This is a genomic window from Pseudomonas saponiphila (genome assembly GCF_900105185.1).
In the GTDB taxonomy this organism is placed as follows: Bacteria; Pseudomonadota; Gammaproteobacteria; order Pseudomonadales; family Pseudomonadaceae; genus Aquipseudomonas; species Aquipseudomonas saponiphila.
Genome location: NZ_FNTJ01000001.1, coordinates 2,836,406 through 2,850,788, shown reverse-complemented (window position 1 = coordinate 2,850,788; position 14,383 = coordinate 2,836,406). Strand labels below are relative to the sequence as shown.

14 protein-coding genes and 1 pseudogene are annotated in these 14,383 nt (G+C 62.9%); 8 read left to right on the top strand and 7 right to left on the bottom strand.

Annotated elements, in window-relative coordinates; all coding sequences use genetic code 11:
* Window positions 1-64 precede the first annotated feature (64 nt).
* On the top strand, window positions 65-1,375 hold the full coding sequence (locus BLV47_RS13380; RefSeq protein WP_092314242.1) for an MFS transporter: 1,311 nt from the start codon (window positions 65-67) through the stop codon (window positions 1,373-1,375).
* A gap of 64 nt (window positions 1,376-1,439) precedes the next feature.
* Here the strand turns inward: BLV47_RS13380 and BLV47_RS13375 are convergent, their stop codons facing one another.
* Window positions 1,440-1,850 (bottom strand): VOC family protein, encoded by a 411-nt coding sequence (locus BLV47_RS13375; protein ID WP_092314240.1) that lies wholly within the window; start codon window positions 1,848-1,850, stop codon window positions 1,440-1,442.
* Entirely contained in the window at window positions 1,847-2,578 is a 732-nt protein-coding gene (locus BLV47_RS13370; RefSeq protein WP_092314238.1) for an SDR family oxidoreductase, read from the bottom strand. The genes BLV47_RS13375 and BLV47_RS13370 overlap by 4 nt, the downstream gene beginning before the upstream one ends.
* 100 nt (window positions 2,579-2,678) lie before the next feature.
* Between BLV47_RS13370 and BLV47_RS13365 the strand changes: the two genes are divergently transcribed.
* The 3 genes from BLV47_RS13365 to rarD all read left to right on the top strand — a co-directional run bounded on the left by BLV47_RS13365 (window position 2,679) and on the right by rarD (window position 5,896).
* Window positions 2,679-3,578 carry a LysR family transcriptional regulator gene (locus BLV47_RS13365; protein ID WP_092314236.1) on the top strand — a complete coding sequence of 300 codons (900 nt, stop codon included), beginning with the start codon at window positions 2,679-2,681 and terminating at the stop codon, window positions 3,576-3,578.
* A 221-nt stretch (window positions 3,579-3,799) separates the two neighbouring features.
* A complete protein-coding gene (locus BLV47_RS13360) occupies window positions 3,800-4,813 on the top strand; it encodes an aldo/keto reductase (protein WP_092314234.1) in 1,014 nt (337 codons plus the stop codon).
* 201 nt (window positions 4,814-5,014) lie between these two features.
* Window positions 5,015-5,896 carry an EamA family transporter RarD gene (gene rarD / locus BLV47_RS13355; RefSeq protein WP_092314232.1) on the top strand — a complete coding sequence of 294 codons (882 nt, stop codon included), beginning with the start codon at window positions 5,015-5,017 and terminating at the stop codon, window positions 5,894-5,896.
* Between the two features lie 51 nt (window positions 5,897-5,947).
* Here rarD and hpaR read toward each other — a convergent pair whose 3' ends face one another.
* The 3 genes from hpaR to BLV47_RS13340 form a co-directional block, all read right to left on the bottom strand.
* Window positions 5,948-6,370: a homoprotocatechuate degradation operon regulator HpaR gene (gene hpaR, locus BLV47_RS13350; RefSeq protein ID WP_011061668.1), complete on the bottom strand. Its 423-nt coding sequence runs from the start codon at window positions 6,368-6,370 to the stop codon at window positions 5,948-5,950.
* 129 nt (window positions 6,371-6,499) lie between these two features.
* A complete protein-coding gene (hppD, locus tag BLV47_RS13345; RefSeq protein WP_092314230.1) occupies window positions 6,500-7,576 on the bottom strand; it encodes a 4-hydroxyphenylpyruvate dioxygenase in 1,077 nt (358 codons plus the stop codon).
* A gap of 251 nt (window positions 7,577-7,827) precedes the next feature.
* Window positions 7,828-8,784: a DMT family transporter gene (locus BLV47_RS13340; RefSeq protein ID WP_092314228.1), complete on the bottom strand. Its 957-nt coding sequence runs from the start codon at window positions 8,782-8,784 to the stop codon at window positions 7,828-7,830.
* 85 nt (window positions 8,785-8,869) lie between these two features.
* Here BLV47_RS13340 and BLV47_RS13335 point away from each other — a divergent pair, with 85 nt between their 5' ends.
* The 3 genes from BLV47_RS13335 to BLV47_RS13325 all read left to right on the top strand — a co-directional run bounded on the left by BLV47_RS13335 (window position 8,870) and on the right by BLV47_RS13325 (window position 11,991).
* A complete protein-coding gene (locus BLV47_RS13335; RefSeq protein WP_092314226.1) occupies window positions 8,870-9,763 on the top strand; it encodes a LysR family transcriptional regulator in 894 nt (297 codons plus the stop codon).
* Window positions 9,764-9,842: 79 nt separating this feature from the next.
* Window positions 9,843-11,381, top strand: coding sequence for an EAL domain-containing protein (locus tag BLV47_RS13330; RefSeq protein ID WP_092314224.1), 1,539 nt, complete (start codon window positions 9,843-9,845; stop codon window positions 11,379-11,381).
* Between the two features lie 244 nt (window positions 11,382-11,625).
* Window positions 11,626-11,991, top strand: a complete 366-nt coding sequence (locus BLV47_RS13325) for a histone-like nucleoid-structuring protein, MvaT/MvaU family (protein WP_060839599.1) — start codon at window positions 11,626-11,628, stop codon at window positions 11,989-11,991.
* A gap of 250 nt (window positions 11,992-12,241) precedes the next feature.
* Here BLV47_RS13325 and BLV47_RS13320 read toward each other — a convergent pair whose 3' ends face one another.
* Window positions 12,242-12,769, bottom strand: coding sequence for a DUF4946 domain-containing protein (locus tag BLV47_RS13320; protein WP_092314222.1), 528 nt, complete (start codon window positions 12,767-12,769; stop codon window positions 12,242-12,244).
* Between the two features lie 199 nt (window positions 12,770-12,968).
* On the opposite strand from BLV47_RS13320, the gene gloA reads away from it, so the two are divergent.
* On the top strand, window positions 12,969-13,490 hold the full coding sequence (gene gloA, locus BLV47_RS13315; RefSeq protein WP_092314220.1) for a lactoylglutathione lyase: 522 nt from the start codon (window positions 12,969-12,971) through the stop codon (window positions 13,488-13,490).
* Between the two features lie 89 nt (window positions 13,491-13,579).
* Here the strand turns inward: gloA and BLV47_RS13310 are convergent.
* Window positions 13,580-14,314: pseudogene (locus BLV47_RS13310) on the bottom strand (FAD-dependent oxidoreductase); the annotation flags it as partial.
* Between the last annotated feature and the right edge of the window lie 69 nt (window positions 14,315-14,383).

Genomic DNA, 14,383 nt, shown 5'->3' with positions numbered 1-14,383 from the left:
AGACTCTCGGGGCGGTCAACGTTACCCTTGCACCGCGAAAAATCATAATAAAGAGAGACACACCATGTCACAGAGCGCCGCTGTCCCACTGGCCCAGGCTGACGACAAGAACGCCGTCTACAAGCGCATCACCCTGCGCCTGATCCCCTTCATCTTCGTCTGCTACCTGTTCAACTACCTCGACCGGGTCAACGTCGGCTTTGCCAAGCTGCAGATGCTCGACGCCCTGAAATTCAGCGAAACGGTCTACGGCCTGGGGGCCGGGATCTTCTTCATCGGCTACGTGCTGTGCGGCGTGCCGAGCAACCTGGCGCTGAACCGGTTCGGCCCGCGGCGCTGGATCGCGCTGATGATGATCACCTGGGGCACCTTGTCCACCTGCCTGCTGTTCGTCACCACGCCGACCCAGTTCTACACCCTGCGCCTGTTCACCGGGGCCGCCGAAGCCGGCTTCTTCCCCGGGGTGGTGTTGTACCTCTCGCAGTGGTTCCCGACCTTCCGCCGGGGCCGGATCATGGCCCTGTTCATGTCGGCGATCCCGGTGTCCGGCTTGCTCGGCAGTCCGTTCTCCGGCTGGATCCTCAACCATTTCGCCGCCGGGCAAGGCGGTCTTGCCGGCTGGCAGTGGATGTTCCTGCTGCAGGGCATTCCCACGGTGGTCCTGGGCGCCCTGGCGTTTTTCCTGCTCAGCGACAGCTTCGCCCACGCCCAGTGGCTGACACCCGCTGAACGCGCAGTGCTGGCCGCCGACCAGGCCAGCGACGCCGCCAACCAGCCGAAAACCGCCAGCGACTCCCTGGCCGCGGTGTTCAAGAACCCGGCGATCTGGGCCTTCGGCCTGATCTACTTCTGCATCCAGAGCGGGGTCTACGCGATCAACTTCTGGCTGCCGTCGATCATCAAGAACCTGGGTTTTGCCGACAATCTGGTGATCGGCTGGCTGAGCGCCATTCCCTACCTGCTGGCGGCGCTGTTCATGCTGCTGGTGGGGCGCTCGGCGGACTTGCGCAAGGAGCGCCGCTGGCACCTAGTCGTACCGATGCTGATGGGCGCCGCAGGCCTGCTGATCGCGGTGAACTTCGCCGCCAACCCAGCCCTGGCCATCTTCGGCCTGACCCTCGCCACCATGGGCGCCCTCACCGGCCTGCCGATGTTCTGGCCGGTGCCCACCGCCCTGCTCAGTGCCGGCGCGGCGGCCGGAGGCCTGGCGTTGATCAACTCCATGGGGCAGATGGCCGGCTTTCTCAGCCCCTACCTGGTCGGCTGGGTCAAGGACAGCACCGGTTCCACCGACGCGGCGCTGTACCTGCTGGCGGCGGTGATTGTCGGCGGTAGCCTGCTGGCGCTGCGCATGACCCGCACCCTCAACCGCTGAGCCTGCGGCAACGCCAAAAGCCCGTTCGAGCCCAGGCTGGAACGGGCTTTTTGCATTGCTGGCGTCAGTCCGGCGCACCCGCGTGCCGGGTGTAATCGTGGCTGATGGCCAACTCCCCCGCCGCCGGAGCATCCAGCTCCAGCACCAGGCCGCCGGGCAGGCGGACGAAGATCTGCCAGATGCCGTCTTCCGGCACTTGCGCCACCTGATGCTCCAGGCCACTGGCCTGCACCCGCAGCAGCACCGCGGTGGCGGGTTCCTGGGTGCTGAAGGCGATGTGGCTCAGTTGCGGCTCGGGGCTGTCGGCCTGTTCGATGACGTGGACCAGCGCCTGGCGGTCCTGATACAGCCAGCGCCCGGGAAAGGGAAACGGCGGGCGCCGCCCCCTTTGCAGGCCCAGCAAGTCGGCAAACGCCGCCTGCAACGCCTCGCCCTCGGCAACGTTGAACGCCAGGTGGTCGAAGCGCCAGTTCACAGCAGGCCACCGCCATCGACGTCGATCAGGCTGCCGCTGATAAAGCCGTTTTCCATGGCCAGGATAAAGGCCGCGGCGATGTCGTCCGGCTGGCCGACACGGCCCACCGGCAGGCTGGCGGCGGTGCGTGCGAACATCGCCTGACGAGCCTCCTCGGCCATCCCGGCATAGGCTTCGGTGGCGGTGACCCCGGGGCTGATGACATTCACCCGACGTGGCGCCAGCTCCTTGGCCAGGTGCTTGCCCAGGGCTTCGAGGGCGGCATTGAGGGTGGTCTTGAGCACCTGCCCGGGGACCATCTTGCGCGACAACAGGCCCGAGGTGAGGCTGATGCTGCCTTGGGGCGCGAGCGTCGGCAGCGCCGCCTGGACCGCGCGCCACACGCCCCAGAACTTCACCTCGAAAGCCCGCTGGGCGTCCAGCAGGTCGGTGTCGGCCAGGGGCTTGGCGACGATCGCCGGACCGGCACTGATCACCAGATGGTCGAAGGCCCCCACGCTGCTGAACAGATCGCGGACGCTGGCGGCATCGGTGATATCCACGGCGAGGCTGCGGGCCGACGCCGGCAACTGCGCCTGCTGCTTTTGCAGGGCGTCGAGGCTGCGCCCGGCCAGCACCACCCGGGCGCCACGTTCGGCGGCCCGGCGGGCCACTGCGGCGCCAATGCCGCTGCCGGCGCCGATCACTACCACGGTCTGCCCGGCCAAGCTTGAGTTGGAAAGAGTCATTGCGATCACCTGTTGCTATTGAAAGTGATTGCATCATCCCAGCTTGCCAATCGCAGAAAAATCCAGCTAAAACGCAAAGATCTTTAAAGGATTTTTACTAATGAGCTCGATCCTCGACTTGGAAATCTTCGTGCGCACGGCGGACTCCGGGAGCATTTCCGCCGCCGCCCGCTCCCTGGGCCTGACCGCGGCCGCCGCCAGCATCGCCCTCAAACGCCTGGAAACCCGCCTCGGCAGTCGCCTGCTGGCGCGTTCAACCCGCAGCATGCGCCTGACCGAAGAAGGCCGGCGCTACCTGGACAGCGTGCGCCTGGCCCTGGCCACCCTGGAGGACGGCGAGCAGGCCCTCAAGCAACAGGGCCAGGGCCTGGCCGGGGTGTTGCAACTGTCGGCGCCCTCGGATTTCGGCCGCAATGCGCTGCTGCCCTGGCTCGATGAGTTCAAGGCCGAGCACCCGCAACTGCGCCTGCAGCTGCGGCTCAACGATCGCCGCGCCGACCTGTTCCGCGAGGCCGTGGATGTGGCCCTGCGCTTTGGCGTGCCCGAGGATTCGAGCCTGGTGGCCCTGCCGATTCTTCCCGAGCATCGCCGCCTGGCCTGCGCCAGCCCGGCCTATCTGGCCCGTTGCGGCGCCCCGCAGGCGCCCGAGGAACTCTCGCAGCACAGCGCCCTGCTCTACCTGCGCAACGACCGGCCCTATGACAGCTGGCGCTTCAGCCGTGGCGACGACACCCGCGAGGTGTCGGTGCGCGGCGACTACCTGTGCGACGACGGCGAAGTGGCCCGGCGCTGGGCCCTGGCCGGCCACGGCATTGTCTACAAGGCCCGGCTGGATGTGGCCGAGGACATTCGCGCCGGGCGCCTGGTGCCGCTGCTCGGCGACTGGCAAGGGGAACTGGCGCCGTTCAATCTGCTGTGCCCCCATCGCCTGCAAGTGTCGGAGCGGGTGCGCCTGCTGCACAGCTTTGTGTTGCAGCGCTGCCGGGCGCTGTGCCCCTGAACAGCATCGCTCCTGAGGCGGCTGGCAACTGCGCGCTTCGCCGGCAAGCCGGCTCCTACGCAATGTCCTGGCAGGCGATCTCACGGACCTCTTCGCCGAAAAGCCGGCCCCGGCGAGGAGGCGCCATTCAGGCATTGCGCAAGCCCGCCGTTGTGGTATCTGATGGTCGCCCCGATGGCCGGAAATACCCTGGCCACCCCTCTAGCACAAGGATTTCGCCCATGAGCTATCGCATCCTCGGCCATTCCGGTCTCAAGGTTTCCAGCCTGACCCTGGGCACCATGATGTTCGGCGAGCAGACCAGTACCGAAGACTCGTTGCGCATCATCGACAAGGCCTGGGACCAGGGGATCAATTTCATCGACACCGCCGACGTCTACACCCAGGGCCGCTCCGAGGAGATCGTCGGCGAGGCCATTGCCCGCCACCGCCATGAGTGGGTACTGGCCTCCAAGGTGGGGTTCGGCCCGGCGGATGGGGTGCCCAACCGCAGCGGCCTGAGCCGCAAGCACATCTTCAACGGCATCGAGGCCAGCCTGACCCGCCTGGGCACCGACTACCTGGACATCTACTACCTGCACCGCGAGGACCACAACACCCCGCTGGAGGTGAGTATCTCGGCCATCGGCGACCTGCTGCGCCAGGGCAAGATCCGCTACTGGGGCCTGTCCAACTACCGCGGCTGGCGGATCGCCGAGGCGATTCGCCTGGCCGACCAGCTGGGGGTGGACCGCCCGGTGATCAGCCAGCCGCTGTACAACATCGTCAATCGTCAGGCCGAAGCCGAGCAGATCACTGCCGCCAAGGCCTATGGCCTGGGCGTGGTGCCTTACAGCCCGCTGGCACGGGGCGTACTCAGCGGCAAGTACGCCCCGGACGTGGCGCCGGACAGCGGCAGCCGCGCCGGACGTCAGGACAAGCGCATCCTGGAAACCGAGTGGCGAGTGGAATCCCTGCGCATCGCCCAGCAGATCCAGGCCTACGCCCAGGGCCGCGGGGTCGATATCGTCGAGTTCGCCATTGCCTGGGTGTTGAACAATCAGGCGGTGAGCTCGGCCATCGTCGGTCCGCGCACCGAGGCCCAGTGGGATGCTTACACCCGGGCCCTGGAGGTGCGGATCAGCCCTGAGGATGAAGCCTTCATCGACGCCCTGGTGACCCCGGGGCACGCCTCGACCCCGGGCTTCAACGATGTGGGTCATTTCGTCTCCGGTCGTTTTCCGCACTTGGGCTGAACCCTGCCGGTGGCGGCGCAAAGGCGCGCGCCACCGGCCTCGGGCTCGACCGGCAGTGCGGCGCGTTGGCCATAGACGAGAAAAAATCCCGCCACGATGGCGCAATCAGAGCAAAAAACTCGCGCCTGACCCTCTATATTCCCCCTCGCTTCTCCCCCTTATTTCTGTGTGTCCCGAGCGTTCGGGTATTACGAGGACAGTGTGTCTAAAGGAATCGCGTTATCGGTTTTGGCGTCGGTGCTGTTTGCCGTCATGTATTTCTACACCTCGCTGCTGGCGCCCCTGACCGGGGTGGAGATCTTCGGCTGGCGCATGCTGCTGACCCTGCCCTGCATGACCCTGTTCATGATCCTCAGTGGCGAGTGGCCGCGGGTCGGCCAAGTGCTGCGACAAGTGGCCAGCAAACCGCTGCTGAGCCTGGCGCTGCTGCTGTCGTCGGCCCTGGTGGGAGTACAGTTGTGGCTGTTCATGTGGGCGCCGCTCAACGGCTACAGCCTGGATGTGTCCCTGGGCTATTTCCTGCTGCCGCTGACCATGGTCCTGACCGGACGCATCGTGTATGGCGAGCGTCTGTCGCGCTTGCAGAAAGTCGCTACGCTGCTGGCCTGCCTCGGGGTGCTCAACGAACTGTATCAAGTGGGCAGTTTTTCCTGGGCGACCCTGGTGGTGGCCGTGGGCTACCCGGTGTATTTCGTCCTGCGTCGGCGCCTGGGCACCGATCATCTGGGCGGCCTGTGGCTGGACATGGCGCTGTTGATCCCAGTGGCGCTGTGGTTCGTACAAGGCGGCGAACAGGGATTTGCCGTGGTCCACAGCCATCCTGGCCTGTACCTGCTGATTCCCCTGCTGGGGGTGATCAGCGCCTCGGCGCTGGCGTGTTATGTCATCGCCAGTCGCTTGCTGGCCTTCAGCCTGTTCGGCCTGCTCAGTTATGTGGAACCGGTGTTGCTGCTGTTGGTCGCGCTGCTGCTGGGGGAAAGCATCAAGGCCGGGGAATGGCTGACCTACATACCGGTCTGGCTGGCGGTGCTGGTGCTGGTGCTCGAAGGGGTCAGGCACCTGATGCGCCAACGTCGCAACTGATGGACGCGCCCGCATTGGCCCGGATGGGCCAGGTGCGGCCGTGGTTGGGGCTCAGGGCTTGATCTGCTTGAGCTCATTGAGCAGGGCCAGCAAGGCCTGCATCTTGTCTTCGCCAAACTGCTGCTGGATTTTCTGGTAGTTGATTTCCATGTCGCCGCTCATGGATTCGAAACAGGCCTGGCCCTTGTCGGTCAGGGTAATGAACAGACGGCGCTGGTCTTCCGGGGACTTGCGGCGGCTGACGTACTGGTCGCGCTCCAGGCGGGTCAATACCCCGGTCATGCTCGGCGGCAGGATGCAGGCCATCTTCGCCAGCTGGTGGCTCTCCAGCTCGCCGTTCTGGCGCAGGATGCGGATCACCCGCCACTGCTGCTCGGTCAGGTCGTGCTGGTTCAGCGAGGGACGGAAAAACGCCATGGCGGCCTCACGGGCCTGCAGCAGGGTCAGGGTCAGGGAAGGTCTGGGTGTGTTCATCAAGGCGTCGATCGAGGGCTGGGAAACAGAGGCGCGAACATTAACACATTCACTATCGCCAGCCGACAGGCAAAACAAAGCCCGATCAGGCGGGGCCTGATCGGGCTCTGGGTTCAAGCCTGCCGAGGGTTACTCGGTGGCCAGTACGCCGCGACGCACCTGGTCGCGTTCGATCGATTCGAACAGTGCCTTGAAGTTGCCTTCACCGAAACCGTCGTCACCTTTACGCTGGATGAATTCGAAGAACACCGGCCCCATCAGGGTTTCCGAGAAGATCTGCAGCAGCAGGCGCTTGTCGCCGGCTTCCGAAGAACCGTCCAGCAGGATGCCCCGGGCTTGCAGTTCCTTGACCGGCTCGCCGTGGTTCGGCAGGCGGCCTTCGAGCATCTCGTAGTAGGTGTCCGGTGGCGCGGTCATGAAGCGCATGCCGATCTTCTTCAACGCGTCCCAGGTCTTGACCAGGTCGTCGGTGAGGAAGGCCACGTGCTGGATGCCCTCGCCGTTGAACTGCATCAGGAACTCTTCGATCTGCCCGGCGCCCTTGGACGATTCCTCGTTCAGCGGGATGCGGATCATGCCGTCCGGAGCGGTCATGGCCTTGGAGGTCAGGCCGGTGTATTCGCCCTTGATGTCGAAGTAGCGGATCTCGCGGAAGTTGAACAGCTTCTCGTAGAAACCGGCCCAGTAGGCCATGCGTCCGCGGTACACGTTGTGGGTCAGGTGATCGATGATCTTCAGGCCCGCGCCTTGCGGATTGCGCTCCACGCCTTCGAGGAACACGAAGTCGATGTCATAGATCGAGCTGCCCTCGCCGAAACGGTCGATCAGGTACAGCGGCGCGCCGCCGATGCCCTTGATCGCCGGCAGGTTCAGTTCCATCGGACCGGTTTCAATGTGGATCGGCTGGGCGCCCAGTTCCAGGGCACGCTTGTAGGCCTTCTGCGAATCCTTGACCCGGAACGCCATGCCGCACACCGACGGGCCGTGTTCGGCGGCGAAGTACGAGGCAACGCTGTGGGGTTCGTTGTTGAGGATCAGGTTGATCGCACCCTGGCGATACAGATGCACGTCTTTTGAACGATGGGTCGCGACTTTGGTGAAACCCATGATCTCGAAGATCGGTTCGAGGGTGTTGGGGGTGGGCGATGCGAATTCGATGAATTCAAAGCCCATCAGGCCCATCGGGTTTTCGAAGATATCTGCCATTTTTGGCGCCTCATCATATTTTTAGAATTAACGGATCGTTAGTTGCTAGCAATGCTGAGGAAGGCCGGTGGCGCGCAGGAGATGCCTCGCACGCTGCGGGCAAGGAAGTCACCGTAGATCAGTTGAAACCCGAGAATCTTCATTTCGACCCTGTCTTACAGGCTGGGGGGCGAGGCTTCTGCTGCCAGAAGACTTTATTATTGTATGCGTAACCGGATTCTACACAGCGTAAAAGCCTTTGTCCGCATTCTCTATAAAATCGCCTTTTTTGCCCTGCCCGCAAGGGGTTTGTTGCACTGGTAGATGCCGCCCAGAATCAGCACCCCGCCCAGCCCCATCACCAGAGTCAGCGACTCGCCCAGCAGCAGCGCACCGAGTATCACCGCGGTCAGCGGGTTGAGGGCGATGAACACCCCGGCACGGGTGGCGCCAATGCGCCGCAGCCCGTCGTAGTACCAGATGTAGGCCAGCGCCGAGCCCAGCACGCCCAGGTACAAAAGGCTCAGGCCCTGGAGCGGGCTCAGCCGGGCGATGGCCGGCAGGTCGAACTCGCCACGCAGCCAGGTCGCGCTGCACAGCATCAGGGTGCCCAGCAGGATCGAGTAGGTGACGGTCTGCAAGGGCCCCAGGCGCTGGTTGAGGTCCCGGGACAACAGCGAGTACAGGCCCCAGCCCAGGACACAGCCAAGGATCAGCAAGTCTGCCTGCCAGCCCCCGGCCGTGGACGTCAGGGCCGCAGGGTCACGGCTGCAGATCACCAGCGCGGCGCCACTCAGGCACAGCAGGATGCCCAGCAATTGGCGCCGGCTCGGGCGCTCCTTGAACAAGGCCCAGGCGCCGAGGGCGATCACCGCCGGATTCAACGCCACGATCAACGAGGCGCGGGAGGCGCTGACCTGTTGCAGGCCGAAAAAGAAGCACAGGTTGTAGAAAAAGATTCCGCAAAACCCCAGCACGGCCAGATGGCCGAATTGGCGCAAGCCGGGACGCACCAGAGGAATGCCGGCCGCGGCCATGAAGCCGAGCAAGGCCAGGCTGGCGAGCGCGAAGCGCAGGCTGGCCAGCAGCAAGGGTGACAGCGCGCCAGCCAGATCGCGGCCGGCGACGAAGGTGCCGCCCCAGATCATGCTCACCGCCGCCAGTTTGCAATAGACCGCCAGGTCCCCGTGGTCGGCCGCCAAGGGGCCGTTGATACTGCTGTCGCTCATGGTCGTGATGCTCTGTGTCGGTGGATTTGTGCCGTCGGGTTATTCTTTGTCTAATGATCGATCATCGTAAAATGAGCTTTTACTCATGACCCTAACCCAACTGGAAATCTTTTCCCGGGTGGCCGAGCTTGCCGGTTTCACCAGTGCCGCCACGCGCCTGGGTATCAGCCAGTCGGCGGTATCCCACGCCATCAAGTCCTTGGAGCAGGAACTGGGGGTGGAACTGTTCCGTCGCCATCAGGCTCAGGTCGAACTCACCGATATCGGACGCCAGCTCCTGCTGCGGGCCCGGGCCATGCTGGGGCTGGCCGCGACCCTGGAACAGGAGGCCGCCGATGCCCGAGGCATGAAGCGCGGCACCCTGCGCATCGGCTCGTTCGGCCCCACCTCCTCCACGCGCCTGCTGCCGCATATCCTTGGGGAGTACCGCAAGGCGTATCCCGGAATCGAGGTGCATATTGACGAGGGACCGGACCGCCAGGTCCTGCAGTGGCTGGAGGAACGACGGATCGATCTGGGCTTCGTGGTGCTGCCCGAGGAGCGTTTCGACACTTTCCCCCTGCTGGAGGACCAACTGGTGGCGCTGATTCCCGCGACCCATGCCCTGGCCCGGGAGCAGCAGGTGCGCCTGGATCAGCTGTGTCACGACCCGTTCGTGCTGACCGAGGCCGGTTCGGCGGAGCAGGTGTCACGCCTGTTCATCGGTGCCGGCTTGCGCCCCAACATCCGCTACCGCAGCTCGCAGCTGCTCAGCACCCTGGAAACCGTGGCTCGGGGCGAGGCCGTGAGCATCCTGGCCGAACTGTCCCTGCCTTCGGCCACCGATGCCCGCTATGTCAGCCGGCCCCTAGCGCCAGCAGTGCCGCGCCAGGTGGGGATTGCCGTGCTCGATCAGCGCCAGTCGTCACCGGCGACCCTGGCCTTCATTCGCCACGCGCAGCGCCTGTATGGTCAGGCAAAGCCGTCTATCCTGCGGTGATCGAAATACGCCCCAAGACCGTCGCGCCCACGGCCACGGTCGGATTTTCATGCCCCCTCCTCTGCCGAAGGTCCGATCCATGCCCTTGACCGCCAAAGGTCCGCTGAAACGCTCTACTCGTACCCTCTGGACCTTGCTGGCAGTTGTCCTGCCAATTGCCCTGGGAGCCGTCATCCTCTATGCCCAGGCCGAGCGAACCCTGGAACGCAGCAGCCTGGAAACCGCCGAAGAGGCCATTCGCCAATTCGACCTGATGCTGGACAACACCGATATCGCCGCCAGGGCACTGCTGCCCCGGGTGGGCGAGGATTGCGACGCCACACGGCAACTGGCCCTGCGCGATCAGGTCACGCGACGGCCCTTCGTGCGCTCGACCAATCTGGTGTGGCGCAACAGCAACTATTGCAGCTCGTTGCTGGGCAGTTATGCGGTGCCCCTCGATCCCCGGGATTATGTGGATGGCCGACTCTGGCTGATGGACGGCAACCCCATCACGCCCAACACCGCGTTGCTGGTCTACCGCTGGAGTGAGGGTGAGCGCGCGGCCCTGGCCACCATCGACGGCTATCACCTGACCAACGCCCTGCGCCTGATCAGCCGCTTTGCCGACCTGCAACTGCAGGTGGGGGCGCACTGGCTGTCCAGCGATGGCCAGGTCCACGATGGTGCTGCGCCCCAGGCGGCGGTAGCCAGCCAGCACCTGACTTCGGCGCGCTATCCCTATAGCGTCAGCGCCGGCTTTGCCGAAGGGGATGTGTGGCGCCACATGAAAAGCCAGTACCCGGCGCTATTCAGCCTGCTGGTATTCCTCGGCGTCGCCACCGGCGTTCTTGCCCACTGGCTGCAGAAGCGCTCCGCCTCCCCCAGCCAGGAGCTGCGCCGGGCGCTGGACGCCCAGGAGTTCATTGCCTATTTCCAGCCAGTGGTGCGCGGCGACAACCTGCAGTGGGCCGGGATTGAAGTGCTGATGCGCTGGCAACACCCCAAGGAGGGGCTGGTGCGTCCTGACCTGTTCATTCCCTTCGCCGAGCATTCCGGGCTGATCGTGCCCATGACCCGCTCGCTGATGCAGCAGACCCGGCAAGCCCTGGCTCCCCACGCCAGGTATTTCAGCGACGGCTTTCATATCGGCATCAACATCACCGCCAGTCACTGCCACGATCTGCAGTTACTGGACGACTGTCGAGAATTCCTCGCCGCCTTTGCGCCCGGCAAGGTGATTCTGGTGCTGGAGCTGACCGAGCGCGAGTTGATCAAACCCACGGCCATCACCCAACAACTGTTTGCTGCCTTGCACGAACTGGGGGTGATGATCGCCATCGATGATTTTGGCACCGGGCATTCCAGCCTGGCTTATCTGCGTCAGTTCAATGTCGACTACTTGAAGATTGATCAAAGCTTCGTGGCCATGATCGGGGCCGATGCCCTGTCCCTGCATATACTCGACAGCATTATCCAACTCTCGGCCAAACTCGATCTGGGTATAGTCGCCGAAGGCATAGAAACCACCGAACAGCGCGACTATCTGACCGCGCAAGGGGTAGATTTCCTACAGGGTTATTTATTTGGCCGACCGATGCCCAGTAGTGAATTTGTTGCCGTTCTAGCGCGCCACTAAATAGCCATACCAGAACAACAAGTACTCGATTCGACAACTCGCAAGGCGCAGCAATTTGATTCAAACGACCAATAGCGAGGCAAACAAGAACAACCTGATTTACTCCGAAGCCATTAACTACTACAATTTTTCACGCCTGTTCAAGATTCACAGGTAGGCCACTTAATCGAACCTTAATCGGCTCATGGCTTATAGCTTTGTTTGTGGTTTGTATCAGCCAAAATAGACTATTGGAGTGAAGATATTGTCCAGACTTGCTGAATTTCGTGCTGCAGAAAAAGCACTTCAAGAACAGCTCGCGCAGCTTGAATCCCTGAAGAATGACGCCGGACTCAAAAAGGAAATCGAGTTCGAAGAGAAGCTCCAGGCCCTGATGAAGTCCTATGACAAGAGTCTGCGTGACATCATCGCAATTCTTGATCCAAACCTGGGCAAAACCGGCCTGCCACCGGCCAACGCCCCTAAACAGCGGCGTGCACGAGTGGTCAAGGTTTATCAGAACCCGCACACCGGCGAACTGATTGAAACCAAAGGCGGCAACCATCGCGGCCTGAAAGCCTGGAAAGAACAGTATGGCGCCGCCACTGTAGACTCCTGGTTGCGCGCTTGAATAAAGCCGCAACCTGAAAAAGGCCCTGCATATGCAGGGCTTTTTACATTGATAAGAATATTCTTATTACGACTTGCATCTAAGACCGGCTTCAGCACGGATGACCGGTATTTCCCAGCGTACCCGACGACACCAAGCCCACCGGGGATTGTGTCTTGCAACAACCCCCTCACTACAACTTCAGGCTTAATACCTTTCCGTTAGCCCGCCCTCGACATGGGAAATCAAACCGGCAGCTTCAGATTTTTCCTCAAAGTTTAAGGCTATTTCGTACAGCTAGTATTTCGTCCCGACTCTCAGCATAAGCCTGTGCCTGGCCAGCGTATGAAAGTACATAAGCCTTATTCCCATCCACAGCGGCCACCAATGTTTGCGAGAGCACATGCCGGCCATTCTGGGTAATGGTGCAAGTGGTCTCCAGGGCTTGCAGCCGACTCAACTGCGCCGCATGAATCTTGTTACAGACACTCTGATAACCGCCTCGGGCAAAGTCCTTCTGCACGGATTTGCGCATCTCCAGCAATACCCCCTGAAGATTGACTACGTGCCCGCTGTCGACTTGCGTCATGGTCAACTCCATGACCACCTGCGGATTGCCGGCGGCATCGCTTTTCACCGCGCGCTGGCGGGAAACCTCGGCCGCCTGGTCACCTTCTTGCGCAGGCACCGGCTCCACCGTCCAGCCTTGCGGCCAGGTGACTTGCGGCGCAGCCTGGACCAGCCCGGCAAACGCCAGCAGAAGCAGGGCCGCAACCCGCGGCTTGAACGATTCGATCATGGATTTGCACACCAGGGAAACGGGCCTGGAAGTCTGAGCCCGACGCCAGGAATGGGCAATAGATCAGGAGCTTTGGGTTTGGCGTCATGGCGTCCGGTTGCGTATCATTGCCCGATCCCAACGACGCCTGAACCCTTGCCTGCCAAGGGCCGCTTCGCCTTCGCGAACAACCTTTGCCGCATATTTTCCTGGAGGGCCCATGAGCCTCGAGCAACTCAACACTTTCCCCGGCGTGACCGCCCAACCGGACGCCGCCACCGCCCGCTTCGTGTTCAACCACACCATGCTGCGGGTCAAGGACATCACTCGCTCCCTGGACTTCTACACCCGGGTCCTGGGCTTTTCCCTGGTAGAAAAACGCGACTTCCCCGAAGCCGAATTCAGCCTGTACTTCCTCGCCCTGGTGGACAAGGCGCAGATCCCGAGCGACGCTGCCGCGCGCACCGAGTGGATGAAATCGATCCCCGGCATTCTCGAACTGACCCACAATCACGGCACCGAGAACGATCCGGCCTTCGCCTACCACAACGGCAACAGCGACCCACGCGGCTTCGGCCACATCTGCATCTCGGTGCCGGATATCGTCGCCGCCTGCGAGCGCTTCGAAGCCCTGGGCTGCGATTTCCAGAAACGCCTGAACGATGGCCGCATGAAGAGCCTGGCGTTCATCAAGGATCCGGACGGCTACTGGGTCGAAATCATTCAGCCAGCACCGTTGTAAGACCCTGCTGCTGGAACGAGCCCCTGCTGCACGACAATAAAAAACCCCATGAGCCTGGGCTCATGGGGTTTTGTTTTTCCAGTGACGGCTTATGCCGGCGCTGAAGTGCGGATCAGGTGATCGAAGGCACTCAGGGAAGCCTTGGCGCCCTCGCCCACCGCGATCACGATCTGCTTGTACGGCACCGTGGTCACGTCGCCGGCCGCGAATACGCCGGGCAGCGAAGTCTCGCCACGAGCATCGACAATGATCTCGCCGCGGGGCGACAACTCCACCGTGCCCTTGAGCCAATCGGTGTTGGGCAACAGACCGATCTGCACGAAGACGCCTTCCAGGTCCACCGTGTGGAACTCGCCGGAATCGCGATCCTTGTACGCCAGACCGGTGACCTTCTGCCCGTCGCCCTTCACTTCGCTGGTCAGGGCGCTGGTGATGACCTTGACGTTGGGCAGGCTGTAGAGCTTGCGCTGCAACACCGCATCGGCCCGCAGTTTGCTGTCGAACTCAAGCAGGGTCACGTGGCTGACGATACCCGCCAGGTCGATGGCCGCCTCGACGCCGGAGTTGCCACCACCAATCACCGCCACGCGCTTGCCCTTGAACAGCGGACCGTCGCAGTGCGGGCAGAAGCACACGCCCTTGGCCTTGTATTCCTGCTCGCCGGGCACGCCCATTTCTCGCCAGCGGGCGCCGGTGGCCAGGATCACTGACTTGGCCTTGAGGCTGGCACCGCTTTCGAACTGGATCTCATGCAGGCCACCAACCTCCTTGGCCGGCACCAGGGCGCTGGCACGCTGCAGGTTCATGATGTCGACGTCGTACTGCTTGACTGCGGATTTCGGTGAACGTGACCGAGCGTTTCGCTAATACGTGACCGGTGCTTCCACCCCGGT

What these genes read in the sequence shown, in the direction of transcription:
- gloA (WP_092314220.1), top strand. Translation starts at nt 12,969, where the DNA reads ATGAGCCTCGAGCAACTCAACACTTTCCCCGGCGTGACCGCCCAACCG.
- BLV47_RS13370 (WP_092314238.1), bottom strand. Translation starts at nt 2,578, where the DNA reads ATGACTCTTTCCAACTCAAGCTTGGCCGGGCAGACCGTGGTAGTGATC.
- BLV47_RS13365 (WP_092314236.1), top strand. Translation starts at nt 2,679, where the DNA reads ATGAGCTCGATCCTCGACTTGGAAATCTTCGTGCGCACGGCGGACTCC.
- BLV47_RS13340 (WP_092314228.1), bottom strand. Translation starts at nt 8,784, where the DNA reads ATGAGCGACAGCAGTATCAACGGCCCCTTGGCGGCCGACCACGGGGAC.
- BLV47_RS13330 (WP_092314224.1), top strand. Translation starts at nt 9,843, where the DNA reads ATGCCCTTGACCGCCAAAGGTCCGCTGAAACGCTCTACTCGTACCCTC.
- BLV47_RS13335 (WP_092314226.1), top strand. Translation starts at nt 8,870, where the DNA reads ATGACCCTAACCCAACTGGAAATCTTTTCCCGGGTGGCCGAGCTTGCC.
- BLV47_RS13360 (WP_092314234.1), top strand. Translation starts at nt 3,800, where the DNA reads ATGAGCTATCGCATCCTCGGCCATTCCGGTCTCAAGGTTTCCAGCCTG.
- BLV47_RS13380 (WP_092314242.1), top strand. Translation starts at nt 65, where the DNA reads ATGTCACAGAGCGCCGCTGTCCCACTGGCCCAGGCTGACGACAAGAAC.
- hpaR (WP_011061668.1), bottom strand. Translation starts at nt 6,370, where the DNA reads ATGAACACACCCAGACCTTCCCTGACCCTGACCCTGCTGCAGGCCCGT.
- BLV47_RS13320 (WP_092314222.1), bottom strand. Translation starts at nt 12,769, where the DNA reads ATGATCGAATCGTTCAAGCCGCGGGTTGCGGCCCTGCTTCTGCTGGCG.
- hppD (WP_092314230.1), bottom strand. Translation starts at nt 7,576, where the DNA reads ATGGCAGATATCTTCGAAAACCCGATGGGCCTGATGGGCTTTGAATTC.